This is a genomic window from Burkholderia sp. 22PA0099, assembly GCF_047497165.1.
In the GTDB taxonomy this organism is placed as follows: domain Bacteria; phylum Pseudomonadota; class Gammaproteobacteria; order Burkholderiales; family Burkholderiaceae; genus Burkholderia.
The window spans coordinates 1,261,289-1,287,635 of sequence record NZ_CP163164.1; the positions used below are offsets into that span (position 1 = coordinate 1,261,289).

Annotated in this window: 23 protein-coding genes; 10 read left to right on the forward strand and 13 right to left on the reverse strand. The window is 69.9% G+C overall.

The window, feature by feature from the left end; all coding sequences use genetic code 11:
- The first annotated feature begins 64 nt into the window (after positions 1-64).
- From hpnD to AB4851_RS05530, 7 genes are all read left to right on the forward strand, one after another.
- The gene (gene hpnD, locus AB4851_RS05500; RefSeq protein ID WP_414440573.1) at positions 65-913 is read left to right on the forward strand and encodes a presqualene diphosphate synthase HpnD; all 849 of its coding nucleotides are present in this window, start codon (positions 65-67) and stop codon (positions 911-913) included.
- A 293-nt stretch (positions 914-1,206) separates the two neighbouring features.
- Positions 1,207-3,498: a squalene--hopene cyclase gene (shc, locus tag AB4851_RS05505; protein WP_414448770.1), complete on the forward strand. Its 2,292-nt coding sequence runs from the start codon at positions 1,207-1,209 to the stop codon at positions 3,496-3,498.
- A 4-nt stretch (positions 3,499-3,502) separates the two neighbouring features.
- Entirely contained in the window at positions 3,503-4,204 is a 702-nt protein-coding gene (locus AB4851_RS05510; protein WP_414448771.1) for a phosphorylase, read from the forward strand.
- A 16-nt stretch (positions 4,205-4,220) separates the two neighbouring features.
- Complete coding sequence (locus AB4851_RS05515) at positions 4,221-4,484, forward strand: hypothetical protein (RefSeq protein WP_414440570.1); 264 nt, start codon at positions 4,221-4,223, stop codon at positions 4,482-4,484.
- 187 nt (positions 4,485-4,671) lie between these two features.
- Complete coding sequence (locus AB4851_RS05520) at positions 4,672-5,727, forward strand: C45 family autoproteolytic acyltransferase/hydolase (protein WP_414448772.1); 1,056 nt, start codon at positions 4,672-4,674, stop codon at positions 5,725-5,727.
- 65 nt (positions 5,728-5,792) lie between these two features.
- Positions 5,793-7,133, forward strand: a complete 1,341-nt coding sequence (locus tag AB4851_RS05525) for an aspartate aminotransferase family protein (RefSeq protein WP_414448773.1) — start codon at positions 5,793-5,795, stop codon at positions 7,131-7,133.
- 41 nt (positions 7,134-7,174) lie between these two features.
- Positions 7,175-7,756, forward strand: a complete 582-nt coding sequence (locus AB4851_RS05530) for a carboxymuconolactone decarboxylase family protein (protein WP_414448774.1) — start codon at positions 7,175-7,177, stop codon at positions 7,754-7,756.
- Between the two features lie 76 nt (positions 7,757-7,832).
- On the opposite strand, the gene AB4851_RS05535 is transcribed toward AB4851_RS05530, so the two are convergent.
- Positions 7,833-8,798, reverse strand: coding sequence for a VacJ family lipoprotein (locus AB4851_RS05535; protein WP_414448775.1), 966 nt, complete (start codon positions 8,796-8,798; stop codon positions 7,833-7,835).
- Positions 8,791-11,421 carry an MMPL family transporter gene (locus AB4851_RS05540; protein ID WP_414448776.1) on the reverse strand — a complete coding sequence of 877 codons (2,631 nt, stop codon included), beginning with the start codon at positions 11,419-11,421 and terminating at the stop codon, positions 8,791-8,793. Before AB4851_RS05540 ends, AB4851_RS05535 begins: the two co-directional genes overlap by 8 nt.
- Positions 11,422-11,735: 314 nt before the next feature.
- Between AB4851_RS05540 and AB4851_RS05545 the strand changes: the two genes are divergently transcribed.
- Both AB4851_RS05545 and AB4851_RS05550 read left to right on the forward strand, forming a co-directional pair.
- The gene (locus tag AB4851_RS05545) at positions 11,736-12,332 is read left to right on the forward strand and encodes a phospholipid-binding protein MlaC (protein WP_414448777.1); all 597 of its coding nucleotides are present in this window, start codon (positions 11,736-11,738) and stop codon (positions 12,330-12,332) included.
- Between the two features lie 144 nt (positions 12,333-12,476).
- Positions 12,477-12,998, forward strand: coding sequence for a cupin domain-containing protein (locus AB4851_RS05550; RefSeq protein ID WP_414448778.1), 522 nt, complete (start codon positions 12,477-12,479; stop codon positions 12,996-12,998).
- A 24-nt stretch (positions 12,999-13,022) separates the two neighbouring features.
- Here the strand turns inward: AB4851_RS05550 and AB4851_RS05555 are convergent, their stop codons facing one another.
- Together AB4851_RS05555 and AB4851_RS05560 are read right to left on the reverse strand one after the other, a co-directional pair.
- Positions 13,023-13,676 carry a response regulator gene (locus tag AB4851_RS05555; protein ID WP_414448779.1) on the reverse strand — a complete coding sequence of 218 codons (654 nt, stop codon included), beginning with the start codon at positions 13,674-13,676 and terminating at the stop codon, positions 13,023-13,025.
- Complete coding sequence (locus tag AB4851_RS05560) at positions 13,673-15,097, reverse strand: cache domain-containing protein (protein ID WP_414448780.1); 1,425 nt, start codon at positions 15,095-15,097, stop codon at positions 13,673-13,675. The genes AB4851_RS05555 and AB4851_RS05560 overlap by 4 nt, the downstream gene beginning before the upstream one ends.
- A 191-nt stretch (positions 15,098-15,288) precedes the next feature.
- Between AB4851_RS05560 and AB4851_RS05565 the strand changes: the two genes are divergently transcribed.
- On the forward strand, positions 15,289-15,978 hold the full coding sequence (locus AB4851_RS05565; protein ID WP_414440561.1) for a response regulator transcription factor: 690 nt from the start codon (positions 15,289-15,291) through the stop codon (positions 15,976-15,978).
- Positions 15,979-16,107: 129 nt separating this feature from the next.
- On the opposite strand, the gene AB4851_RS05570 is transcribed toward AB4851_RS05565, so the two are convergent.
- The 9 genes from AB4851_RS05570 to AB4851_RS05610 form a co-directional block, all read right to left on the reverse strand.
- A complete protein-coding gene (locus AB4851_RS05570; protein ID WP_414448781.1) occupies positions 16,108-17,274 on the reverse strand; it encodes a glycosyltransferase family 2 protein in 1,167 nt (388 codons plus the stop codon).
- Positions 17,192-18,211 (reverse strand): glycosyltransferase, encoded by a 1,020-nt coding sequence (locus AB4851_RS05575; RefSeq protein ID WP_414448782.1) that lies wholly within the window; start codon positions 18,209-18,211, stop codon positions 17,192-17,194. Before AB4851_RS05575 ends, AB4851_RS05570 begins: the two co-directional genes overlap by 83 nt.
- Positions 18,208-18,459 (reverse strand): hypothetical protein, encoded by a 252-nt coding sequence (locus AB4851_RS05580; RefSeq protein ID WP_414448783.1) that lies wholly within the window; start codon positions 18,457-18,459, stop codon positions 18,208-18,210. The genes AB4851_RS05575 and AB4851_RS05580 overlap by 4 nt, the downstream gene beginning before the upstream one ends.
- 135 nt (positions 18,460-18,594) lie before the next feature.
- Positions 18,595-21,624 carry a SpoIIE family protein phosphatase gene (locus AB4851_RS05585; protein WP_414448784.1) on the reverse strand — a complete coding sequence of 1,010 codons (3,030 nt, stop codon included), beginning with the start codon at positions 21,622-21,624 and terminating at the stop codon, positions 18,595-18,597.
- Entirely contained in the window at positions 21,621-22,478 is an 858-nt protein-coding gene (locus AB4851_RS05590; protein WP_414448785.1) for an ABC transporter substrate-binding protein, read from the reverse strand. The genes AB4851_RS05585 and AB4851_RS05590 overlap by 4 nt, the downstream gene beginning before the upstream one ends.
- Positions 22,479-22,631: 153 nt before the next feature.
- On the reverse strand, positions 22,632-22,970 hold the full coding sequence (locus AB4851_RS05595; RefSeq protein WP_414448786.1) for an STAS domain-containing protein: 339 nt from the start codon (positions 22,968-22,970) through the stop codon (positions 22,632-22,634).
- Positions 22,971-23,024: 54 nt separating this feature from the next.
- The gene (locus AB4851_RS05600) at positions 23,025-23,405 is read right to left on the reverse strand and encodes an Hpt domain-containing protein (RefSeq protein WP_414448787.1); all 381 of its coding nucleotides are present in this window, start codon (positions 23,403-23,405) and stop codon (positions 23,025-23,027) included.
- A complete protein-coding gene (locus AB4851_RS05605) occupies positions 23,377-23,787 on the reverse strand; it encodes a response regulator (RefSeq protein ID WP_414448788.1) in 411 nt (136 codons plus the stop codon). Before AB4851_RS05605 ends, AB4851_RS05600 begins: the two co-directional genes overlap by 29 nt.
- Complete coding sequence (locus AB4851_RS05610; RefSeq protein ID WP_414448789.1) at positions 23,784-25,613, reverse strand: ATP-binding protein; 1,830 nt, start codon at positions 25,611-25,613, stop codon at positions 23,784-23,786. The genes AB4851_RS05605 and AB4851_RS05610 overlap by 4 nt, the downstream gene beginning before the upstream one ends.
- Positions 25,614-26,347: the final 734 nt, after the last annotated feature.

Consider the following 26,347-nt stretch of genomic DNA (forward strand, 5'->3'; position numbering starts at 1 on the left):
AACTCCATCCCCATCGGGCGTGGCTACTTCCATCGCCCGCGAGGGCGTTTTAGCGGAGCCTGTCTTGGCCGTTAGCAATCTAGCCGTGGACGAAACCCAAACCGACGCCGCTGCCGTTTCATCGGGCAGCTCCTTCTATCGCGCGATGCGAATCCTGCCGGCGGCGCAGCGCGAGGCGATGTTCCAGGTCTATGCGTTCTGCCGCGCTGTCGATGATATTGCCGATGAGGGCGGCCCGCGCGACGTCCGCGCGGCCGACCTCGACCGCTGGCGCGCCGATATCGACGCCTGCTTCGCCGGCACGCCGCGCGCCTCGCTCGTGCCGCTGACGCGCGAAATCGGCAAGTTCGGCCTGAAGCGCGAGGATTTTCACGACATGATCGACGGCATGGCGATGGATGCCGCCGAAGATATCTGCGCGCCCGACGAAGCCACGCTCGATCTGTATTGCGATCGCGTCGCGAGTTCGGCCGGCCGCCTGTCGGTGAGAATTTTCGGGATGCAGGAAGCGCCGGGCATCGAGCTGGCGCACCATCTCGGTCGCGCGCTGCAGTTGACCAACATCCTGCGCGACATCGACGAAGACGCCGACATCGACCGCTGCTACCTGCCGCGCGAGCTGCTCGAACGCGAAGGCATTCCCGTCACCGATCCGAAGACGATCGCCGCGCATCCGGCGCTGCCGCGCGTGTGCGCGACGCTGGCCGAGCGCGCCGCCGCGCATTTCGCGCATGCCGACCGGGTCATGGACGGCACGCCTCGCGTGCAGGTTCGCGCGCCGCGCATCATGTCGGGCGCCTATCGCTGCATCCTCGAGGCCGCGCTCGCGCGGGGCTTTGCCGCGCCACGCGCACCGGTGCGCAAGCCGCGTCTGCGGATGCTGTTGATCCTGCTGCGCTACGCGCTTTTCTGATCCGATGGCATGCCGCCACCGGGCGATCGGCGGCTCGTCCGCCGCATCGCAGGGTCGTCGGTTCGACGCTTCGGCGGTATGTCTCAATGTGAGTACCCGCTTCGCCGGAATATTGCGCTGCTCCTGCGTTGGGCGCACATCCGGGGTTTCGGCTGAACCTGAAACGCCCGGCCCTGCGCTTGCGCGGGCCGGATTCGCTGTTCGCGGGCGACGGCACCGCCGCCCTGCCCGCGTCGATCGACGGCGCGTGCCGCCGAGCCGTACCGCACGCACCGCATGATAAAGAGGGACCGATGAACGATCTCACCGACTCGACCACACCGGACGACGCGCAACCGAACCGCGCCGCACGGCCCGCCACCGGGGATCTGCACGCGAATCCGGCAGTTGAAACGGCTGCGGGAGCAACCGCCACGCCGGTCGCGCCTGCCGCGCCTGGCGATGTGGCAGCGACCGCCGTTGCGCGGGCCGTGCCGGCCACGCCGTCTGTTGAAGCCGTGCCGGTGACGCCCGCTGCCCCCGCCGATGTAGCTGCGGCAACCGCCGTCACCGCCCCCGCCACGCTCGCCGCGCCCACCCCGGCCGCCGAGGCGCCGCCCGCCGTCACCGCCCCCGCCCCCGCCGAACTCGACACCGCCGAACTCGACACCGCCGAACTCGACACCGCGATCACCCGCGCCATCGATACGCTGCTGGCCGACCAGCGGCCCGACGGCCACTGGGTCTACGAGCTCGAAGCGGACGCGACGATCCCGGCCGAATACGTGCTGCTCGTGCATTACCTCGGCGAGACGCCGAATCCCGCGCTCGAACGCAAGATCGGCCGTTACCTGCGCCGCATCCAGTTGCCCGACGGCGGCTGGCCGCTGTTCGCCGAAGGCCGCCCCGACGTCAGCGCCAGCGTGAAGGCCTACTTCGCGCTGAAGCTGATCGGCGACGATGTCGATGCCGAGCACATGGTCCGCGCGCGCAACGCGATCCACGCGATGGGCGGCGCGGAGATGTCGAACGTCTTCACGCGCATCCAGCTCGCGCTGTTCGGCGTGGTGCCGTGGTACGCGGTGCCGATGATGCCGGTCGAGATCATGCTGCTGCCGCAGTGGTTCCCGTTCCATCTGTCGAAGGTGTCGTACTGGGCGCGCACGGTCACCGTGCCGCTGCTCGTGCTGAGCGCCAAACGCCCGCTGGCGAAGAACCCGCTCGGCGTGCGCGTCGACGAGCTGTTCGTCAATCCGCCCGTCAACGCCGGCCTGCTGCCGCGCCAGGGCCACCAAAGCCCCGGCTGGTTCACGTTTTTCCGTGGCGTGGACGGCCTGCTGCGCCTGGTCGACGGCCTGTTCCCGCGCTACTCGCGCGAACGCGCGATCCGTCAGGCCGTGCAGTTCGTCGACGAGCGCCTGAACGGCGAGGATGGCCTCGGCGCGATCTATCCGGCGATGGCGAACTCGGTGATGATGTACGCCGCGCTCGGCTACCCCGAGGATCATCCGAACCGCGCCACGGCGCGCCGCTCGCTTGAGAAGCTGCTCGTGATCGACGACGACGAGGACGGCGAGGCGTATTGCCAGCCCTGCCTGTCGCCCGTCTGGGACACCTCGCTCGCGGCGCACGCCTTGCTCGAAACCGGCGAGCCGCGCGCCGAGCAGGCGGTGCTGCGCGGCCTCGCATGGCTGCGCCCGCTGCAGATCCTCGACGTGCGCGGCGACTGGATCTCGCGCCGTCCGAACGTGCGTCCGGGCGGCTGGGCGTTCCAGTACGCGAACCCGCATTACCCCGACGTGGACGACACCGCCGTGGTGGCGCTGGCGATGGACCGCGCGGCCGGCCTCACGCAATCCGACGTGGACCGCGACGCCATCGCGCGCGCTCGCGAATGGGTGGTCGGCATGCAGAGCAGCGACGGCGGTTGGGGCGCGTTCGAGCCCGAGAACACCCATCACTACCTGAACAACATCCCGTTCTCCGATCACGGCGCGCTGCTCGATCCGCCGACCGTCGACGTGTCGGGCCGTTGCCTGTCGATGCTGGCCCAGCTCGGCGAAACCACGGCGAACAGCCAGCCCGCGCAGCGCGCGCTCGACTACCTGCTCGCCGAGCAGGAGCCGGACGGCAGCTGGTACGGCCGCTGGGGCATGAACTACATCTACGGCACCTGGAGCGCGCTCGGCGCGCTGAATGCGGCCGGCCTCGCGCACGACGACCCGCGCGTGCAGCGCGGCGCGCAATGGCTGCTGTCGATCCAGAACGCCGACGGCGGCTGGGGCGAGGACGGCGACAGCTACAAGCTCGACTATCGCGGCTACGAAGCCGCCACCAGCACCGCGTCGCAAACGGCCTGGGCGCTGCTCGGCCTGATGGCGGCCGGTGAAGTGGCGCATCCGGCCGTCGCGCGCGGCATCGCCTGGCTGATCGCCGAGCAGAAGGCGCACGGCCTGTGGGACGAAGCGCGCTTCACGGCCACCGGCTTCCCGCGCGTGTTCTATCTGCGCTATCACGGCTATCGCAAGTTCTTCCCGCTGTGGGCGGTGGCGCGTTTCCGGGCCTTGACGCGAGCCGGCACGACGCGCGTCACGGTGGGCATGTAAACGGATGGCGACGCTCACGACCCAGGCACCGGTCATCGCCGTCACCGGCATGGCCTTCGAGGCAAAAATTGCGCGCGGCGATGGCGTGGAGACGGTCTTCGCGGCGCGCGCGGACCGGCTCGAACGCGTGCTGTCCGAAGCCGTGGCGCGCGGCTGCGCCGGCATCATCAGCTTCGGCACGGCGGGCGGCCTCGCGCCCGATCTTCAACCGGGCGCGCTGGTGATTGCCGATGCGATCGACGGCCCGTTCGGCGAAATGGTGACCGACGCCGCCTGGAACCGGCGGCTCGTTGCCGCGTTGCGCGGCACGCCGGTCGCGCTCACGCTGCGGCGCGGGCGGATGGCGGCGGTGGGCGCGCCCGTGATCGACGCGCAGCAGAAAGCCCTGCTGCACGCCCGTCACGGTGCGCTGGCCGTCGACATGGAATCGCATATCGCCGGCGCGTTCGCGGCGGCGCGCGGCGTGCCGTTCGCGGTGTGCCGTGCGATCGTCGATCCGGCGTGGCGCACGCTGCCACCCGCGGCCACCGCGGGCCTGCGCGACGACGGCACCACCGCGATCGTGCCGATCCTGCGTGAACTCGCGAAGCAGCCGTCGCAACTCGGCGCGCTGCTGAAGCTGGCCGGCGACGCGCGCGCGGCCAAGACGGCGTTGATCCAGGCGCGTCACGCCTTCGAACGCGAAGGCGCCTGGCGCGGACTGTAAGCCCGGGCCGGCCGCCATGCCCTTCCTCGATACCTTCGTATCCCGTGCCGGCCGCTACGCGATCGGCACGGAATCCCCGTCGGGCCGCCGCTATCTGTCGATCCCGGTATCGAACCGTCTGGTCGACTACGAAGAACACTACGGCATCACCGACACGCAGGCGCAACGCTTCCTCGCCGAGCCGGAACTGGCACGGCAATTCGCCGATGCCTGCCGCGCGCGATTGCATGACGACCGCCTGCTGACGCCGCCCGGCAGCGATCGCGGCGTCGCCACCTGAGCGGCTTCCAGGCCGCTCGTTTCCCTTCTCCGATGCGTGCCGCAACAGCGGCGATGTCATGTCGTCCTGCGTGACAACATTTGTTGTTGGGATATACAATTTGTGAATCGTATGTTGTCGAATGCCGATGCGACCCCGCCCGGCAGCGGCACAACCGATTTCCGTTTTTGTATCCGCAAGGTCATCAATGAAAGCACTTCACCCCGTCGTCATTGCCGGCACGCCGTACGAGATCGGCCGGCAGCTCGGCGAACTGGCGCGCCCCGAGATGGATGCATATCGCGCCCGCAGCGCCGCCTGGCAGGCCGTTGCGGCACGGCTTGGCGATCCGCTGCTTCCGGTGCTGCGGCGCGCGGCCGAGGCGGCGTTTCCGGTGGCGGTCGCCGAGATCGACGGCATCGCGGCCGGCCTCGGCCTGCCCGCCGATCTCGTGTTCGCATGGAATTGCCGAGGCGAGCTGCTGAACCGCACCGGCGACGGCTGCACGACGGTCGCGGCCTGCACGCCCGGCGCGCGGCGCATCGCGCATAACGAGGACGGCGATCCGTTCCTGCTCGACCGCTGCCGGCTGGTGGACGTGCGGCCGCAACGCGGGCCGGGCTTCATCAGCTTTTACTACCCCGGTTCGCTACCGGGCCATACGTTCGCCGTGAACCGCGCCGGCCTCGTGCAGACCATCAACAACGTGCGCATCACCGCGCCCGCGGCCGGCGTGCCACGCATGGTGCTGGCGCGCGCGGTGCTCGATGCCGGTTCGCTCGATGCGGCGCTCGCGATCCTGCGCGAGATGCCGCGCGCGAGCGGCTTTCACCACCTGCTCGGCTGCGCGGGCGACGTGCGCGTGTTCAGCGTCGAGGCCAGCGCGGCGCGCACCTCGGTGCTGGCCGTCGAGGGCGTGTACGGCCACGCCAACCACCTCGTGCACGCCGGGCCGAACGCGGACGCCGATGCGCAGATCGTCACCGCATCGTCGCGCGATCGGCAGGCGCGGCTCGCGGTGTTGCTGCCGGCGTTGCCTACGTCGAACGCCACGCATGCCCCTTCCATCGACGCGCTGACCGGCCTGCTTGCCGATCGCGGCGGCCCCGGCCTGCCGATCTTCCGCGACGATCCGGCCGACCCCGACGACGAGAACACGCTCGCTACGGCAGCGTTCGACATCGACGCGAGCGGCGTCGATGTCACGGTGCGCCGTGGCGGCGTGACCGGTTTCGCGCTGCGCGTGACACGCGACGCAGGCTGAGGCGATGGCCTCCCCTTTTCTTCCCCATTGCGTATCGACCGGCATTCCAGCCCCAGGAGCCCAGCATGACTACCGTATTTCACCGCGCCCCGCGCGCCTCGCTGCCCGTCGCGGTGGCGGGCGACGGCATTGAGATCATCGATGCGAACGGCAAGCGCTATATCGACGCGTGCGGCGGCGCGGCCGTCTCGTGCCTTGGTCACAGCAACGCGCGCGTGATCGAGGCGATCAAGCGCCAGGCCGATCGCCTGCCCTACGCGCACACGTCGTTCTTCACGACCGAGGTGGCCGAGGAACTGGCCGACCGGCTCGTCGCGGCCGCGCCGGCCGGGCTCGGTCACGTGTATTTCGTGTCCGGCGGCTCGGAGGCGATCGAGGCCGCGCTGAAGCTCGCGCGCCAGTATTTCGTCGAGATCGGCCAGCCCGCGCGCCGCCATATCGTTGCGCGCCGGCAGAGCTATCACGGCAACACGCTGGGCGCGCTCGCGATCGGCGGCAACCTGTGGCGGCGTGAGCCGTTCCTGCCGCTGCTGATCGACGCGCATCACGTCAGCCCCTGCTACGCGTATCGCGAGCAGCGCGCCGAGGAAAGCGCCGATGCGTTCGCGCAGCGCCTGGCCGACGAACTCGAGGCCACGTTCCTCGAACTCGGCCCGGAGAACGTGGCCGCGTTCGTGGCGGAAACGGTGGTGGGCGCCACGGCCGGCGCGGTGCCCCCGGTGCGCGAGTATTTCCGCAAGATCCGCGCCGTCTGCGACAAGTACGGCGTGCTGCTGATCCTCGACGAAATCATGTCGGGCATGGGCCGCACCGGCTACCTGTTCGCCTGCGAGGAAGACGGCATCTCGCCCGACATCCTGACCATCGCCAAGGGGCTGGGCGCCGGCTATCAGCCGATCGGCGCGACGCTCGTGTGCGATCGCATCTACGACGCGATCGTCGGCGGCACCGGCTTCTTTCAACACGGCCATACGTATCTCGGCCATGCCATCGCCTGCGCGGCCGCGCTCGAAGTGCAGCGCGTGATCGCCGAGGAGCGCCTGCTCGACAACGTGCTGGCGCGCGGCGAACAGTTGCGCGCGCGACTACGCGAACGCTTCGCCGATCATGCCGCGGTGGGCGACGTACGCGGGCGCGGCCTGTTCGTCGGCGTCGAGTTCGTGGCCGACCGCGACAGCAAGGCGCCGTTCGATCCCGCGTTGAAGCTGCACGCCGCGCTCAGGCGCGAGGCGATGGCGCGCGGGCTGATGGTGTATCCGATGGGCGGCACGATCGACGGGCGGCAAGGCGATCACGTGCTGCTCGCGCCGCCGTTCATCAGCACCGCCGCGCAGATCGAGACGATCGTCGAGCGGCTGGCCGATGCGCTCGATGCGGCGCTCGCGTCGAGCGGCGCGTTACGATAAGCGCGCTCGCTCCCCTACCGATTTTCGACACTGGAACCGACATGACCAACCGCCTTCCCCCGTTCGACACCGCCCAGGCCACCGACGCGCAACGCGCGGTGCTCGACGAAATCCTCGCCGGCCCGCGCGGCAACCTGAACGGCCCGTTCCTCGGCTGGATCCACAGCCCCGAACTCGCGCAGCACGCACAGCGGCTCGGTGCGTTCTGCCGCTACGAAACCGGCTTGCCGCTGCGCCTGTCCGAACTGGCGATTCTCGTCACGGCCGCGCGCTGGCGCTCGCAGGCCGAGTGGTATATCCATCTGCCGATCGCGCTGCAGGCCGGCGTGCCGGAGGCGGTGGCCGAAGCGATCCAGCGCGGCGACACGCCCGTGTTCGACGATGCCGACGACGCGCTGATCCATCGTTTTTCGACCGAGCTTTACGAGACGCAGCGCGTGTCCGACGCGACCTATGACGCAGCGGCAGCGCGCTTCGGTGAGGTGGTGGTCATCAATCTGGTGGGTTTGCTCGGCTACTACGCGCTGGTGGCGATGACGCTGAACGTGTTCGGGATGCGCGCGAACGGGCAGCAGACGCTGCCGTTCGCGGAGTCGGAGGCTGGAGCGGAAGACAAGCGGTAAACGGATCGCGGCCCGGCGGCGCCTTCGCAAGCGAGGCGCCGCCGGGCCGCGACGGGGCGTGTGCGAGGCGCCCCGCTCAGGGCGCGGCGGGGGCGCTGGCTGGCGTGGCTTGCGAAGCCGGAGCCGCCGGCGGCACCGGGATCGACGGTGCCAGTGGCGAGGACGGCGCGGCCGTGGCCGCGGCGCCGGAAGCCGCCGCCGGCGTGCTGGCGCCCGACGCTGCTGCATCCGCGCCCGGATCGGCGTAGTTCGGCAGGCCGGTCGGCTCGCCGTTCGCGCCACCCGCGCCGGTGCTCGCGCCCGGATCGTCGTAATTCGGCAGCCCGCCCGGCAGCGTGCCGGCCGCACCCGACGTGCGCAGCAGCGAGCCGTGATACGTCTGCGACTGGCGTTGCTGCGTGTAGGCGTCGCGCACGAACGAATACTTGTCGAGCGCAGCCTGCTGCAGCAGGTCCGACGCACCGAGCAGGTCGGAACGCCCGCTGATGAATTGCCCGATGTACATCGGGTTTCGCACGGCCGGCTCGATGTAGTTCAGCAGGTTGAAGCGCACGTCCACCGTGCGGCCCACGCCGTCGCGGAACGAGCTCGGCCCGAACAGCGGCAGCACCAGGTACGGGCCGGCCGGCACGCCCCAACGCGCGAGCGTCAGGCCGAAATCCTGATGGTGCTTCGGCAGCCCGGCCACCGTCGCCACGTCGAACAGCCCGCCCACGCCGAACACCGTATTGATCACCACCCGCATCACGTCCTCGGTGGCATCGGTCACGCGCAATTGCAGCAGGTTGTTGGCGACGTTGCCGATGTCGCTGATGTTCGAGAAGAAGCTGCTGATCGCGGTGCGCAGCGGCGTGGGCGTGACCTTCTGGTAGCCCCGCGCGATCGGCGCGGCGAAATGCGTGTCGACCGTATCGTTGACGGAGAAGATCACGCGATTCATCGGTTCGAGCGGGTCGCCCGGGGTACGGTTGGGGCCGGTCGCGCAACCGCTCAGGAGTGCGCCGGCGGTCAGGCTCGCGGCCAGGATTCGCAGTTTATTCATTGATGTCGGGAGATTGGGGCGCGCGTGGCACGCGCGGTTTGCCCATCAGCACGGGTTGGAACACCACGGCGCCGATCAGCGTGCAGGATAGTGCGAGCGCGAGCAGCTTGCCCATGCTCGCCGTGCCCGGGTGATGCGATAACCACAGGCTGCCGAACGCGGTGGCCGTGGTCGCGGCGCTGAACAGCACCGCGTGCGTGAGGCTCGAATGCAGCAGGCCGGTCTGGCCCGCGCGCCATGCCATCACGAAGTACACCTTGAACGCCACGCCCACGCCGAGCATCAGCGGCAGCGCGATGATGTTGGCGAAGTTCAGCGGCATGCCGAACACCACGCACAGCTCGAGCGTGACCACGCCCGACACCAGCAGCGGGATCAGCGTGCGCAGCACGTCGCCGAAGCGGCGCAGCGTGATCCACAGCAGGATCGTGATCGACACGAGCGACAGCGCGGCGGCTTGCAGGAACGCCTTGATGATGGTGTCGGCCGAATGCAGGATCGAGATCGGGCCGCCGATGGTGGCCGGCTCGGCGCGTTTCACGGCCTGCGCGAAATGGCGCAGCATGGTGTCGTCGCCGGGGTCGACGCCCGGCGGCACCTTCGGGGAAATCTGCACCAGCGCGCTTCCGTCGGGCGCCACCCAATCGCGCACCATCTGCGGCGGCAGGTTCGCGCGCGTGATCTCGTACGGCTGCAGCAGCGAGGCGAGCTGGCCGAGCGCGAGGGTCAGCGTGTTCGAGAACGCCACCTCGGCGCGGTCGCGCGCGGCGGCATCGGCGGCGGCCAGCTTGGCGAGCGATTGCGACAGATGCTTGGCCTCCGCCGCGCCCGCGCCGGGGTGATCTTCCGACGCGTATTCGAGCAGCGCCGAAGCGCGCTTGAGCGCGGCCACGCGTTGCGCGTCGGCGGCGGGCGGCGCGGCCGGTTGCGTCAGCGCGGGCAACAGCGTGTCGGCGGCCGTCTTGATGGTGGCGAGCTTCTCGGGCTGGTCGGGCGGCAGGAACGACGTGAGCGTGGTGGTGCGGCCCACTTCCGGCAGCTTCGCGAGGCGCGCGGCGGCCGCGTCGGCGTCGGCCAGCGTGGGCGCGAGCATGTGCACGTCGTTGACACCCGCTTCCGGCGAATCCTTCAGCGCGATCAGCGTGGCCATCGATTCGGTGTGCGGATCCTTCAGGTGCAGCGGGTTGAAGTCGAAATGCAGGCGCGTGAGCAGCGGCAGCGCGCAGATCACCACCGCCAGCGTGCCGATCAGGATCGGCTTGCGGTGCCGGTCGAGGTAATCGTCCACTGGCGCGAGGCGCGGGAAGCCCGGCGCCTTGGCCTCGCCCGGCGGGTGCATGAGCTTGAGCAGCGCGGGCAGCAGGGTCATGGTGGTCAGGAATGCCACGAACATGCCCACCCCGGCGATCAGGCCCAGCTCCGACACGCCGCGATAGGCGGTGGGCAGGAACGAGAAGAAGCTGGCCGCCACGGCCGCCGTGGCCAGCGAGAGCGGCATGCCCATCGCATGCGCCGCGCCGAGCAGCGCGTGATCGAGGTTCGGATCGCGGTGGCGCTCCTCGCGGTATTTCACGCCGTACTGGATCGCGAAATCCACGCCCAGCCCGACGAACAGCACCATGAACGCCACCGAGATCATGTTCAGCGAGCCGACCATCGCGAGGCCGAGCGCGGCCGTCACGACCAGGCCCACCACCAGCGTGATCAGCACCGCGCCGATCATCCGCTTCGAGCGCAGCGCGAGCCACAGAATGATCAGGACGACGATCAGCGTGCCGATGCCGTTGACGGCGGCGCCGTCTTGCACCGACGCGAATTCCTCGTCGGCCAGCGGCTGCTCGCCGGTCAGGCGCACCACGGCGCCGAAGCGCTTGTCGAGGCCGAGCGAGGCGGCGGTGGCGCGGATGGTCTGGGAGGTTTGCTCGCCGGCCTTCAGTGCGCCGTAGTTGACCATCGGCTCGACCGTCACGAACGCGAACGCCGGCTGTTTCGCCGAATCGCTATCGACCAGTGCGCGCCACGAGAACGCGGCGGGCTTGCCGGCCAGCACATCGTCGACGGTGGCGGCGGCGCGGGCGAGCAGCGTCTTCATGCCCGGCAGCGTGACCTGGCCGGTCAGCAGCGGCTGGCCGAGCGTGGTGGACAGCGTGGTGGCGAGGCCGCGCACGCTCGGGTCCTGCGCCAGCGTGTTGACCAGCGGGCGGGCGTCGGCGAGCTTCGCGGTGGTGCGCTTGACGTCGTCGGGCGTGAGGAACAGCAGCGCGTCGCGCTCGAACAGCGGGCCGCCTGCCGGCAGCGACACCTGGCCGATCTTGCCGGCCTGGGTGTCCTTCTCCAGCGCGGCGGCCAGCGCGTTGGCGGCGGCCGAGGCGAATTCGGGCGCGGGCGCTTCCACCACCGCGAGGAGGGTCTGGCTGCGCTGCGGGAACGCGTCGTCCACGGCCTTGCCGAGCGCGGCCCATTGCGGCGCGTTGTCGATCAGCTTGCTGATGTCGGTGTTGATCTTGAAATGCTGGACGGTATAGACGCCGCTGAACGCGGCGATCACGAGCGATAGCGCGACGACCAGCAACGGGCGCCGCACCGACCAGGCGACGAGTCGGACGAGTAGGGTTGTCAGCATGGGGCGGGCTGGCGGGACGTCCTTCGGACAAAGTGCTCAAGTATACCGGCGCCACGATTTCGGGGCTGTTTCCCCACGCAGTGGTGCTGGCCGGGGCGACCGGCGGAAAAAGCGTCCGACCCGACCGGCATCGGGTGGCCGGATGCGGCGCGCCGCCGGCCACATCATGTCAGTAGTCCGTGACAAACGTAAGCGAAACGTAACGGCGCGCTCCGCAGCGGGTTCGACGGCGCTGCGCCGGGCTCGGGCCGCTATACTGTTTCGATCCGGAGCCTATTGGCGCCGGCTTCTTTTTTAGCGAGCACGAACACCGTATGAAACGTCATCTGATTGCATTCGTCGCTGCGGCGGCCGTCTCCGTGTCGGCTTTCGCGCAAAGCGCCCCCGTGGACGTGGTTCGTAACGCCGTCGAAGGCACGGTCAACGCCATGAAGACCGATCCGGGCGCGCGCGGCGGCGACATGGGCAAGATCACGCAGGTCGTCGAGACGCGTTTTCTGCCCGTCACCAACTTCGAGCGCACCACGCGGATCGCCGTCGGGGCCGACTGGGGCAAGGCCAGCCCGGCCCAGCAACAGGAGCTGTACAAGCAATTTCGGCTCCTGATGACGCGCACCTATGCGGCCTCGCTGGCCCAGCTCGGCGGCCAGGACGCGAAGTTCTCGTTCAAGGCGGGCGGCGCGAACGGCAGCGATGCGTTGGTGCAGTCCACCGTGACCACGCCGGGCGACACGCAGAACGTCGGCTACCGGCTCGGCAAGGACGGCAACGACTGGAAGATCTACGACATCGACATGTCCGGTGCGTGGCTGATCCAGGTCTATCAAGGCCAGTTCAAGGCGCAGCTCGCCGCGGGCGGCATCGACGGCCTGATCGCGTTCCTGCAGAAGCACAACGCGCGCGTCAACTGACGTGATGCGGCCGGGGCCCGTCAGCCGATGCGCCCCGGCCGGCCTGATCTGCAGGCCGCCCGCTCCGGTTTCGCCGTCGGTCCGGGCACATGCCTTGCTGCCCTGGCGCGCCCGCGCCGCCCCCTCCGCTCCCAGGTGCTTCCGATGCCGCCTACCGCCGCGCCCGCTTCCGCCCACCCCGCCGCCGCCGAACTGATCGAGCGTTTCGCGCTGCTGCCGCACCCCGAAGGCGGCTATTTCCGCGAAACCTACCGCGCGCCGCTGCGCGTGGCGCGCGAGGCCGACGGCGCGTCGCGCAGCGCCTCCACGGCGATCTATTACCTGTTGTGCGACGGCGCGTATTCCGCCTGGCATCGAATCCGCTCCGACGAGGTCTGGCATTTCTACGCGGGCGATCCGCTCGACGTCTACCTGCTCGACGATGCCGACGGCCTCGTGATCCACCGTCTCGGCAATCCGCTGCTGCATCCCGGTGCCGTGAGCCAGGCCGTGGTGCCGGCCGGGCGCTGGTTCGGCGCGGCCTGCGCCGACTCGGCCGGGTTCGCGCTGGTGGGCTGCACGGTCGCGCCGGGCTTCGAGTTCGCCGAATTCGAGCTGGCCGACCCGCAGGCGCTCGCGCGCCAGTTCCCGCAGCACGCCGAAGCCGTCGCGCGCCTCGCGCGCTGAGGCCCGCGGCTCGCCGCCCACCGCTTAACGGCGGCGCTGTTCCACCGCGAACTTGATCAATTCCGCCTGCCCCTCGATGCCGAGCTTGCGCTTGAGGTTGAGCCGGTGCGTCTCGACGGTGCGCACGGATAACCCGTTCTGCTGCGCGATCTGCTTGCTCGACAGCCCCTCGGCCAGCGCATCCAGAATGTCGCGCTCGCGCGGCGTGAGCCGCTCCACCGGCCCGGCCCCCGCGCTGGCGTGGATCATCCGCGCGGCCAGCCCCTCGCTGAAGAAGGTCTGCCCGGCCAGCACCGCGCCGATGCCGCGCACGATCTCGCTGGCAGGCGAATCCTTCAGCAGATAGCCGCTCGCGCCGGCCCGCACGGCCTGCGTCACGTATTCGACGTTGTCGTGCATCGACAGCATCACCACCCGGATCGCCGGAAAGCGCTCGTGGAACACGCCGGCCAGCGCGATGCCGTTCATGCCCTGCATGCCGACATCCATCAGCGCGAGATCGGGTTCGAGCGATGCGGCCAGCGCGAGCGCGTCGGCCGCATTGCCGGCCTCGCCGGCCACCACCAGGCCCGGCACGGCTTCGAGCCGCATCTTGAGGCCGTCGCGCACCAGCGGGTGATCGTCGACCAGCAACAGCCGGGCGGTGGGCGCCGAAGCGTCGGGAGAGAAAGCCGTCATCGTGATTCCGTGTCGGTGGGTCGGGCGGCGGCGGGCGCAGTGGCGCGCAGCGGCACGCGCGCGCTGATCACCGTGTGGCCCGGCTGCGACCGGATCGTGAGGATGCCGCCGAGCGCCGCGATGCGCTCGCGCATGTTGCGCAGCCCGACGCCGCGGTGCGGATCGGCCTGGGTGCGTTCGACGTCGAAGCCGCGGCCGTTGTCGGCCACGCTGAGGGCCACCGAATGCGCGCCGATGTCGAGCGACACCGCGCCGCGCGTGGCCTGCGCATGGCGCAGCAGGTTGGTCAGCGCTTCCTGGGCGATCCGGAACAGCGCGGTATTGACGGCGGCCGGCAGCGGCGGCGCGCCCGAATGGGCGACCTGCGTGTAGCCGATCTCGACGCCGCTCTCGCCCTGCCCCTGCAATTCGCGGATCAACTGATCGAGCGCGGCGGCCAGGCCGAGATCGTCGAGCATCGCGGGCCGCAGCGCATGCGAGATGCGGCGCACCTCGCGCAGCACGTCGCCGAGCCGCGTGGCGCTCTTGGCCAGCGCGCCTTCGGCCGACGCATCGCGCGCCGGGCCGCGTTCGAGCCGTTCCAGCACCGATTCGAGCATCAGCTTGACCGACACCATCATCTGGCTGATGCCGTCGTGCAGCTCGCGCGAGAGCCGCGCGCGTTCGTCTTCCTGCGATTCCACCACGCGCTGCGCGAGCGCTTTCAGGCGCGCATCGGCGTGGCGCGATTCGCTGACGTTGAGCACCAGCGCGCACAACGCGATCACGGCCGCGCCGGCTAGCGCGATCGCGGCCAGCCCTTTCATGGTGCTGTCGATTTCGGCCGAGGCGCGCGCGTCGATGTTGGCCAGCGCGCGGTCGACGTCGTCGAGATAGATGCCGGTGCCGAGCATCCAGCCCCAGCGTTCGAGCGCCACCACGTAGCCGAGCTTGCCCTCGATGCGCCCGGTGGACGGCCGCTGCCATTGGTAGCGCACGTAGCCGCCGCCGTGCGAGGCCGCATCCACCAACTGCTGGATGGTGGGCGCGCCCAATGCGTCGCGCATCGCCCAGAAGTTGCGACCCACGCGCTCGGGCTCGCGCGGATGCATCAGCGAATTGCCCTGCAGGTCGTAGACGAAGAAGTAGCCGTCGGGGCCGAAATCCATCTTGCGCAAGATTTCGAGCGCCTGGGCGCGCCGCGTGTCCTCGCCGGCCGCGCCGTCGCGCGAGGCGGCGTACAGCGGCGCGATCGCGCTGGTCGCCAGCTCGACGTAATGCTTGAGTTCGAGTTCCTTGCTGGCCAGATAGGCCGATTCGATCGTCTCGTGCTGCGCGCGCGCCAGCGACGTGGCCTGCTGGCGCACGCCGAAGCCGATCGCGGCGATCGCGGCCAGGAACGGCACGATCGCGAGCAGGAGGATCTTCGCCTTGAGTTTCATGTTCGGTCGACGGGGAAACACGGCCCGCCGTGGGGCGGGCGCCGGCGCTATTGTCCGCGATTTCGCCGCGCCGCAGCGCGGCCGGCCGTGCACGCTTGCCGGCTTCGTGCGCGCGGCGATGTGAGAAGTCGATTTCCCAATCGCCCACGGGGTGAGTAAGATGGGGCCATTTTCTGGATGGAGTACCCGCAATGCTGACCGCCGTGCTGGAAGACGATGCCGACCAACGCGACCTGATCATGTTGTGGCTCGAACATGGCGGGCATCGCGCACAGGGTTTCGCAACGGGCGCCGCATTCACCGAGGCGCTGAAGAACGACCGCTACCAGTTGCTCGTGATCGACTGGATGCTGCCCGACACCACGGGCGACGCGATGATCCAGTGGGTGCGCGACAACCTCGGCTGGAACGTGCCGGTGATCGTGCTGACCGCGCGCGACGACGAGCAGACCGTGCTGACCGCGCTGCGCGCCGGCGCCGACGATTACCTCGTCAAGCCGGCCCGTTCGGCCGAGATGCTGGCGCGGATCGCGGCCGTGGCGCGCCGCTACGGGCTGGGCGGCAAGGCGCCGCTCACGCTCGGCGCCTACGAGATCGACATCCAGCGCGTGCGGATCTCCGTGAACGGCACGGCGGTCGATCTGACCCAGAAGGAATTCGATCTGGCTGTCTACATGTTCCAGAGCCCGGGCCAGTTGCTGTCGCGCGATCACCTGTTGAACCGCGTGTGGGGCGTGCATGCCGACGTGGACACGCGCACCGTCGACACCCACGTGAGCCGCCTGCGCAAGAAGCTGCAACTCGACGGCTCGAACGGCTGGAAGGTGATCCCGATCTACGGCTACGGCTACCGCTGCGTGCGGCTCGACGCGCCGGAGTAAAGCCGGGCGGCCGGGTCACAAGGCGGCGTTCACAAGGCGGTCAACGCCGCAGCGCGTCGTGCATCGCGACGCGCTGCGGCGTTTTCGTTTCATTCCCTGCGATTGTTTCGATCGTCGTACCGGCGGGCGTCATTGCCACGGGCCGGGCGGCGCGTTTCGGCCGCCGTCGGTGGCGCGCCAGGCGTCTTCCACCTGCGCGCGTCGCGCCAGCGCATGGCGATGCCCCTGCCCGCTCGACGACAACCCGCCGCCGCAGCGATACCCCCATCCCGCCAGCGTGAGCCACGCCGATTCGACGCGGTTCGCGAGCCACGCGCTGGTCGTGCCGCGATGCTTGCCGAGATAGAGCAGGCGGCTGCGCAGCCGCCAGCGTTCGCGCTGGGCCGCCGCCTGCGGTTCGAACCAGGCATCGGCATGGGTGCGCGCCACGAACCGCGCCCGCACGTCCGGCCACACCATCACCTCGAAACCGGCCTCGCCCACGCGCCGGCAGAAATCGATGTCCTCGCAATACATGAAGAAGCGCGTATCGAAGCCGTCGAGATAGCGGAACACGTCGTGCCGCACGATCGCGAACGCGTCGGACACCCAATCGACGCGCCGCGCCGGCGGACGCGGCAGCAGGTCGGGATCGAGCGCCGGATGGCGCGACTGCTCGCCATGCGCGGCCGGCCCGCGCCACGCGAACGCGTCGCCGAGGGTGGTCGGGAACCGGTGCGAGGTCGGCACGTCGTAGCCCTGCCGATCGACCAGCCGCCCGCCCGCGATGCCCACCTGCGGATTGACGAGCATGCGCGCGGCGGCGCGCGCGATCATCGCGGGCTGCGCGTGAGCGCCGGGATGCAGGAACAGCAGCAGCGCGCCGAGCGCTTCCTGCGCGGCCAGGTTGCAGGCGGCCGCATAGCCGAGATTGACCGGCGAGCGGATCAGCCGCACCCAGTCGAAGCGCGCCTCGATGCGCTCGGCGGTGCCGTCGGTCGAGGCGTTGTCGATCACGATTACCTGCCAGTCGCGATAGCGCGCGGCCACCGCCAGCATCTCGAGTTGCGTGTCGATCCGATCGGCGGCGTTGTGCGCGACGATCAGGATCGACAACGCCCGTCGGGCCAGCACGTGCTTGTGCGGGGACGGGCGGGTGTCGGACGGCGCGGCCTGCCGGGTGCCATAGAGCCGGATCACGGTGGATTCCGGCGCTGGCGCGCGGCCGGCCTCGTCATTGCGCTTCGCCAGGCTGGTGGCGAGCCGCGCGTCGCGCACGTGCGGCGGCGTAACGGCTGCGATAGGCGAGTTGGCCATAGAGAATCGGCAGTTGTTGCAGATGCGCATGCAGCGCATAGAGCGTGGCAAGACGCCAATCGCCGGCATTCGAGCGGGCGTTCAGCGTGGTGTGCAGCAGCGCGGCGGCGAACAGCGCGGCGATGCTCCACGCGATCTGCGGCAGCACGGCGAGCAGCACGGAAAAGGTCAGCAGCGCCACGCCGAGCGCGGCGCTCCAGGCCAGGTTGCGTTGCGGCGCATGGCCATGCGGAAACGCGGCGCGGCCTTCGGCGCGCGCATCGGCGGCCGCATAGGATTCGCCGATCCGCACCGCGCGGCGCCAGTAGTCGCCAAAGCGCGCCAGCGCGTCGTCGTGGCGCGCCATCGGCAGGTCCAGTTCGGCGATCTGCCAGCGTTGCGCGTTGAGGCGGTGGCACAGGTCGGCCGCTTCGCCGTCGATGTAATAGGGGTCGAAGCCGCCGGCTTCATCGAGTGCTTCGCGGCGGTACAGCGCATCGCCGGCGCAATCGAGCGCGTCGCCGGCCGGCATCAGACCGTCCAGGTCGACCACGGCCGCGTAGCCGGACTGATGCGGCAGCGCTTCGCGGCATTGGCCGCGCACGGCGGCGTAGCCGTGCCGTTCGAGTTGGGCGAGCGCCTTGCGCGGAAATTGACGGTCGAGCAGCGTATCGGCGGCGAGAAACAGCACCGTGTCGGCTTTGGTCGCGCGCCAGCCGGCGTTGCGCATCGCGCCGCGCGTGACCGGATGGTGGGCCGACAGCGATTCGGCTCGCACCACGCGGGCGCCTTTCAGGGCGGCCAGCGCGGCGTCCCGGCCGAGCGGCGCATCGGTCGCGTAGATCACCTCGACCGGCAGATCATGCCAATCGGCGCCGTGCACGCTGCGCAGGCAGCGCGACAGCGCGCCGCCGCGATCGCGCCCCGTCACCACCACGGCGATGCGCGGCGCGTTCAAAATTCTTCCTCCATCGGCGCGCGGAATGCGCTGCCGACCCAGCACGGCGCGGGCTGACGGCGCAGCGGCGCGGCGTTCGCGCGCAGCCGGCGCCATTCGCGGGCCGATTGCGGCAGATGACGCATCCGTCCCGGCTGCAGGCGAACGTCGTCCTGCCTGCAGCCCGACTGGCGGCTGCAACGTTGTTGCGCGTCCAAAGAAATTGCGATCATCGCGTAGCCTCTGCTGCGTGGATGGGCGTATTTCAACGCGAATCGGCCGAGGAATCGTGACGAAACTGCAAACGTAGGTACCTATAAAGGGCCGGATGCCTGACGTTCGAGGGATTTGAGGAGAAAACGGCTCCTGCCGTGGCGGCCTGGGCGGCCGCCACGGCAGTGGTGTCAGATCGACACCGTAGGGTGCCGCTTGGTCAGCAGCACGCGATTGATGCCGTTGAGGTGCGCGTGGCTGACCTCGTCGCAGCTTTCCCGAATGATGAACAGCCCGAAGCCGCCTTCCGATTCGCCCGAGAAGTCGGGCGCCAGCTCGGCCGGCGGCGTGAACGGCCGGCCGTCGTAGACGAATTCGAGCGTGGCGACGCCGTGATTGGCCGTGCAGACCACCTCGATCGGCCCGTCGCCCGGCTGCGAATCGTGGCGCATCACGTTGCTGGCCAGTTCGACGGCGGCCAGCGCGAGCGCGGCGGCGGCGTCCTCGCCGATGCCGGCCGCCGCGTGCGTCATGACGAAGCCGCGCAGCAACTGCAACTGCGACAGCGTGCGCGGCAGGTCGAGTCGCGCGCGGCGCGCGCCCGCCTCGCCGTCCGGCAGTTGCAGCACGAGCATCGTCATGTCGTCGGGAATCCGCGCGCTGTGCGTGAAGGCCTCGACCGCCGCGCGCATGCCGCGCACGATCGTGCCGGGACGGCGGTGGCTCGGCAGCAGCCCGCGCAGCGTGGACGACAAACGATTCAGGCCGAATCGCTCGCCGGCACGATCGACCGCGTCGGTCAGGCCGTCCGAATAGAGCACCACGGTGTCGCCCGCGCCGAGCCGCACCGTATCCTCGAACACCTCGTCCTCCTCGATCACGCCGAGCGGCGGATGCTGATTGCGCAGGAATTCGGGCGGCGCCTTGCCGCGAAACACCATGGTTTCCTCGTGCCCGCAGCCCACCCAGGTGGCGGTGCCGCGCGCGCGGTCGATGCGCAGGTAGCAAAGCGTGACGAAGCTGTCGAGCGCCTGCAGCCGCGCGTGCATGGCGTGCTGCGCGTGCGCCACGATGCGCGCGGGCGACGGCCGCGGTGCGCCGGGCACGCCGTGCGCGATCAGCTCGGCGATCGAGCGCGAGAACTGCATCTTCAGCGCCGCGCCGAGCAGCGCGGCCGGCACGCCCTTGCCCATCGCGTCGCCGACCAGCAGGTCGAAGCAGCCTTCGTCGAATTCGAACCAATCGAAGAAATCGCCGTTGATGCCGCGCGAGGCCACGTTGAAGCTGGCGATCAGGCAGCCGTGCACGGCCGGCGGCAGGTCGCCGATCAGCAGGCCGCGCTGGATGCCCGCGCCGAGTTCCAGTTCGGCGCGCTGCGCGGCCTGCAGCGCGTGTTCGCCGGCCACCTGCTGGCTGATGTCGGTCTGGATCAGGAACGCGTGCTTGGTGTTCTGCGACGTGTTCATGATCGGCACCAGCGTGGAGGCGGTCCAGAACAGCGAGCCGTCGCGGCGGCGGTGCACGAGCTGGCCGCTCCACGGCGCGCCTTCGCGGATCAGTTCGGGCAGGCGGTCCACGGCCTGTTCGGCGGCGTCGTCGGGGCGCAGCAGGCGGAACGACTGGCCGATCAGCTCGTCGCTCGGATAGCCGCTGACCGACGCCAGCATCGAGTTCGCGTAGAGGAATGTGCCGTCGGGTGCGACGATGCTGACGATCGCGTGCTCGTCGAGCGCGTTCTTCAGGCCGCGCAGGTCGGACGACGAATCGCGGTACTTGGCCAGCAACTGGGCGCGCTCCTGCGCGACGCGCTTGGCTTCCGACAGGTCGCGCACCGTGCAGAAGTAGAACAGCTCGCCGTCCACGTCCACCGGCGCGACCGAGATCTCGGCCGGAAACACGCGGCCGTTGGCGCGCCGCGCGTTCAGTTCGAGCCGGCTGCGCGGCGCGTTCGAGCGATCGTCCTCGCCGGCGGCGCGTTCGCGCATCAGTTCGTGGATCTCGTCGGGCAGCAGCGCCTCGCCGGGCTGGCCGATCAGGTTTTCGGCGCGGTAGCCGAAGATGCGTTCGGCCTCGCGGTTGAACTCGACCACGTGGCCGAGCGCGTCGAGCGTGACCATGCCGTCCATCGCGCTGGTCAGCACCGCCGTGTTGCGCGCCTCGCTGCTCGCGATCTCGCGCATCAACTGGCCGAGCGCGGCGATGGTCAGCGCGTTCTGGCGCAGGCTGCGCGCGGCCGCCGTGCACACCACGCCCCACAGCACCAGCACCGCGCCGGCGCCGAACGCCACCCAGCACGCGAGCGCGCGCCAGCCGGCCAGCGCCCGATCGGCCGGGGTGGCGACGATGGTGACGAGCGGCCAGCGCCGCGCGGTTCGATAGGCGCCGATGCTGCTCACGCCGTCGAGGTCGAGCGCGGAGAACGCGCCGGCTTCGGCATGCGGCAGCCGCGTGCGGAACAGCGGCGAGCCGGCCAGGTTGTCGTCCTTGTCGAGCGGCGCCCCGGTGGATATCACCGGCGTGCCGTCGAGCATGACCAGCGCGGCCGAACGCGGCGCGTCGGCCAGCAGCATCTGGAACGTGCTCTTCAGGTAATCGGGGTTCAGCGAGACGACGATGCGGACCACGTCGCCGCTCGGCGTCACGCTGGTGCGCGCGAGCGGGATGAAGCGCAGCGGCAGCCCATTGGGCGGCGCGGGCCGCGCGCCGCGCACCAGCAGCGAATCGGCCAGGTCGCGGCCCGCGAGCGGCCGGCCGATCGTGAGATTGCCGTCGGCGTTCGGCACGCGCGGCCCCGGCAGCCGCGATTGATCGATGCGGATGCCCACGTTCGGCTCGTACGAGCTGGCGATCACCTCGCCCTCGCTGTCGACCAGCGAGACGCTGCGGATCGCCGGCGTGCCGGTGATGGTGCGCGCGAGCAGCGCGTCGGCCAGCCCGGCGCCCGCCCGGTCGGGCGATTGGAGCATGCTGTCGATCGATCGCACGATCGAATTGGCGGTACCGATCGCGCGCCCGCTTTCGTCGTCGAGCGCGCGCGCCAGCATCACGGCGGCGTTGCGTTCGTCGTTGATCGCGCCGCGATGCTCCCACCAGGCGAACGCGCCGGCCGCGCCGATCAGCAGCGCGCCGGCCAGCGTGCCGCCGATCAGCACCGAGCGGCTGGTGAGCCAGGCCGGAAGGTGCGCGGTGTGATGCCGGATGATCGCTTCGATTCGTTTCACTGGAGCAGCATGACCTCGGTCAGGTGATGGCGGCGCGCCGCGGCGGCGAGCCGGCCGTCGTGCTGGATGCGCGTGATGAAGGCGTCGACGGTGTGCAGCCAGGCATCGTCGCCGGGGCGCACCGCATACGCGTACGGCATCGGATCGAACGGCTGCGGCGGCGCGACGAGCCGCGCCCACTCGGCATTCTCCAGCAGCCGGTGCGCATACGGAAGCCCGCCGATCAGCACGTCGATGCGGCCCGATTGCAGCTCGTCCTCGCGGTTGCGTTGCGGGTCGAGCACCACGATGGTCGCGTGCCCGAGCGTCTCGCGCAGGCGCGGTTCGACCTGCGAGCCGCGCTGCACGCCCACCCGCACGCCGGGCCGGTCGATATCGGCCCAGCTGCGCACCACCTCGCTGCCGCGCGATGCGACCCCGACGATGCCGCCTTCCAGGTAGGGCTTGCTGAAGCGCAGCGTGGCATGGCGCGATGCCGTGGCGGCGATCGCCAGCATGGCGATGTCGCAGCGCTCGGCCAGCAGGTCGTCGGCGAAGGTGTCGAAACGGGTGTCGATCATCACGAGCTGGGTGCCGAGATCGGTGGCGAACGCGGCCGCCAGATCGACGTCGAGCCCGCGTGGCTGGCCGGTGCGCGGGTCGCGGTAGTTGATGCCGGCGTCGCTTTGCGAGAGGCACACGCGCAGCGTGCGCGTGGCGTGGATGCGATCGAGCACGCTGCCGGCGACGGCGTCGCTGCCGGCGCTCGCGAGCGCGGCGCACAGCAGTGCGGCCGAAGCATGGGCCGAGGCGCGGGCCGGCGGGCGGCGCGGCAGCCGTTTCGTCAGAGTGCGCAGGTCGGGCCAGCGGGCCATCGTGTCGTTCCTTGCGCGTTCCGCGCGCATCGGTGGGCTGCCCGGCCGGGGCTGGCTGGGCCGTCGGGCGTGCATTGCAGCATGGGTGGGGACGGAAAGTGTGGCGCGATCGTGACGGACCGCTTCGGCATCAGTGCGCCGGGCGGCCCGGGTTCACGCGAACGCGGCGAGCGCGTCGTCGGCACTCGCGTGCACGCTGAACACGCGATGCATCCGCATCAGCTCGAACAGCGCGTTGACCGGCTTGGTCATCGCGCACAGCTTGAAATCGCCGCCGCGCCGATGCGTCTCGCGCAGGCACGCGATCAGCGCGCCGAGGCCGGAACTGTCGACGAAGCTCAGGGACGACATGTCGAACACGATGCGCGCTTCCTGGGCGAGCAGCGGTGCGATCGCATCCTTGAACGCCTGAACGTTGCCGGCGTCGAGATGCGGGTCGGCCGAGCGTACGAGCAGCGGGCCGGACGGCGCGTGGGTGGTCTGCAATTCCATCTCGATGATCCTCTTGGGGCTGGCCGCGGCCCGGCGGGCGGCGGCACGGGGACGCTATTGGGCCGTGGGCGGCGTGTCGGGGGCGGTGCGCGATGCGCCGGCGTACGCCTCGTCGATACCGGCCACGAGCGCCGCAAACGGCGCGCTCTGACTGTCCGGCTGCGCGCCGTCGGCGGTGATGCGCCCTTCCAGCGCGCGCGCAGCCTGGCCGATCGCCTCGAAGCCGTAGGACAGCGCCGCGCCGGCCAGGCGGTGCAGCGCGATCGCGAGCACCGCGCGCGGCCGGTCGGCATCGGGTGTGCCCGCCAGGGCGTTCCATTCGTGCCAGGCGGCCGTCAGTTCGTCGCGGCGTGCGCCGAGCCCGGAGGTGAAGCGCGCGCGCAGCAACGCGAGCTGGCGCTCGAATTCAGGAGGCGTGTCCGGCGCGTTTATCACGGGCGTAATCCCAGTAGATCTTCAGATGTTCGGGCAGCGTCATCGGATCGAACGGCTTGACGATCACGCCGGTGGCGCCGTGTTCGAGCAGCGCCTCGATTTCGTCGGGCAGCGCGCGCGCCGACATCAGCACGATCGGCGTGTCGCGCAACGCCGGCCTTTCGCGCAGCGCGCGCATGGTGTCGGGGCCGCTCAGCGTCGGCATCATCACGTCGAGCAGGATCAGGTCGGGCTGGAATGCGTCGGCCTCGGCCAGTGCGTCGGCGCCGTCCGGGCACAGCCGGACTTCATAGCCGCCAACCGCGCCGAGGCTGAATTCGAGGATCGCCCGGATATCCGGGTCGTCCTCCGCGCAGAGCACCTTGTGGAGCGTCGCGCTCATCGATGGGAACCTCCGTCGGGGTGGGCGATGCGCCGCGCGGCACGCAGCAGCGCATCGTCGTCGGTGCCGCGTTTGGGCAACCGGTCGGCCGCGAGTGCCGAAGCGGCGGCCGGAACGTCGTCAGTGTAGAGCAGGATCGGCGCGGGGCCGGCGATTTCTCGCAGGCGGCGCGCGAGGTGCGCCGCTTCGGTGCTGTCCGGCGCGGGATCGGCGACCAGCAGCGCCGGCGCGATCACGGCGGCGTCACCCAGCGCGTCGGGCGCGGCGGCCTCGATCGTGTCGAATCGGGGCGCGAGCGCGGCGGCCGTGCGGGCGCGGGCGAGCGCATCGGCGTCGATCACGAACGCCACCGGGCGTGCCGGCGGCAGCGTGGCCGAGGCGTCGCCGAGCGGCAGGTCCACGTGGAATTCGGCGCCGTGGCCCGGCGTGGATACCAGCCCGACCCGGCCGTGCATGCGCTCGACCAGCACCTGCGTGATATGCAGCCCGAGCCCGGTGCCGGTGCCGACGCGGCGGTCGCGCTCGTCGGCCTGCGAGAATTTCTCGAAGATGCGCGCGCGGAACGCTTCGGGGATGCCGCCGCCGTGATCGCGCACCGCGATCCGGGCGCGCGCGCCGTCGGCGTGGCCGCGGATTTCCACGGCGCCGCCGACCGGCGAATTCTTGATCGCGTTCGACAGCAGGTTCGCCATTACCTGCAGGAAGCGGTCGGGATCGACCCACACCTCGCAGCCGAACGGCTTGCCGACGCGCGTGAGCACCACGCCCGCGCGGCGCGCGTAGTCGAGGTTGGCGGCCAGCGCCTCGTCGAGCAGCGTATCGAGCGCGCAGGCGCGGCGTTGCAGCGCCATGCGGTCGGCTTCGAGCTTGGCGACGTCGAGCACGTCGTCGATCAGGCGGCCGAGCCGTTCGCCGTTGCGGCGCGCGATATCCACCAGCTTCTGCGCGGGCGCGGGCAAGGCGCCTGCCGCACCGCCCGCGAGCAGATCGATGGCGCCCTTCACCGAGGTGAGCGGCGTGCGCAGCTCGTGGCTGACGGTGCTGAGGAAATCGTCCTTGAGGCGGTCGAGCCGGCGCTGTTCGGTCAGATCGCGGATCACCAGCGAGACGCGCGGGCGCGTGCTGTTGCGCCAGCGGCTGATGCGGATGTCGGCCGGGAACGCGTCGCCCGCGGGGCCGCGCACGTGGGCCTGGCACGAAGCCGGCGGCGTATCGGTGCGCAGCCGTTCGGCCAGCTCGGCGGGCAGCAGCGAATCGAGCGGCACGCCGTCATCGGGCAACGCGGCCAGGCCGAGCAGCGCATAGCCGGCCTCGTTCGCGTCGCAGATGCGCACGCCGTCCTCGATGGTCAGCACCGCGTCGCCCACGTGATCGAACAGTTCGCGGTTGTGCGCGGCGAGGTGCGACACGCGCGATTGCAGCTCGAGCACGTGGCCGATGTTGCGGATCTTGGCGGCGAGCAGCGCGCCGTCCACCGGCTTCACGAGGTAATCGTCGGCGCCTTCTTCCACCGCGCGCACGAAATGTTCGGCGCCGCTCAGCGACGACATCACGACGATCGGCAGCCAGGCGCGCTCGTGCAGCGCGCGCAGGCGGCGCGTGGCCTCGAAGCCATCCATGTCGGGCATCAGCAGGTCGAGCAGCACGAGATCCACGTCGGTGCCCTCGACGATGCGCAGCGCGGTCGCGCCGCTGTCGGCCTCGATCACGCGGTGGCCGGCCGCGCGCACTTGCGAGGCGGTTTCCGTGCGGCTCGCGGCGATGTCGTCGACGACGAGCACGCGCAGCGGGTTGTCGGGAGCGGGAAGCGTGATCGAATCGGTCATCGTGGGGAGGTGCCGGCGCGCGGCACGCAGCGACGGAGTGAGGGCCGGACGATTATGCCATCGGGCCGGGGCGGCGGGATGACGGTGGGAAATGGCGGCATGGGCGGACGGACACCGGTGGGTTTCACGGCGTCGCGAGGGCAGTTTTTCGATCTCGCGATACGCCGATGAATTCGCAGTATTGAATATTCGGAATGCGAAATATTTGGGAAAAATGAACTCGTCGATCAAGGGCGAAAAGCGGGCTTCACGAGCGCCGTCGCAGCCCGTTCACGGCGATCGATTTTCGATACGCCAAGCTCGCATTCGGCCGCCGGGCGCTTGTGGAAATCGCCATTTTGTTTTTCCGATGCGCGTGAATTGCAATGGTGCAGGTTTGCTTAATTTGGTGCAATGCACGTAAATCGTGCATAAGCATTTATCTAAAATAGATTAACAAATCGGTTTACAAAAGCATTAATGAAAACCGCGTAAACCCTTGCTGAGCATGGTTTTCAAGGATGTTTGGCAGTGATTCGAATAAACCCTCCAAATTTAGTGTGTAGTCATCAAATAAAGTTTGACGACCGTTTTTTTTATGCGCTATCTTCTGCTCCCAAGTCACGCCGCAAACCGGCGGCGAACCGTCGGACGGTCGATCACCGCCGTGCGGGTCGTCGTGAAGTGAAGGAGCGCGATGCCGTCAGGGTGTCGATTCCGATGCGCGGCGGGCGAAACGACAACGCAGGTCTGGC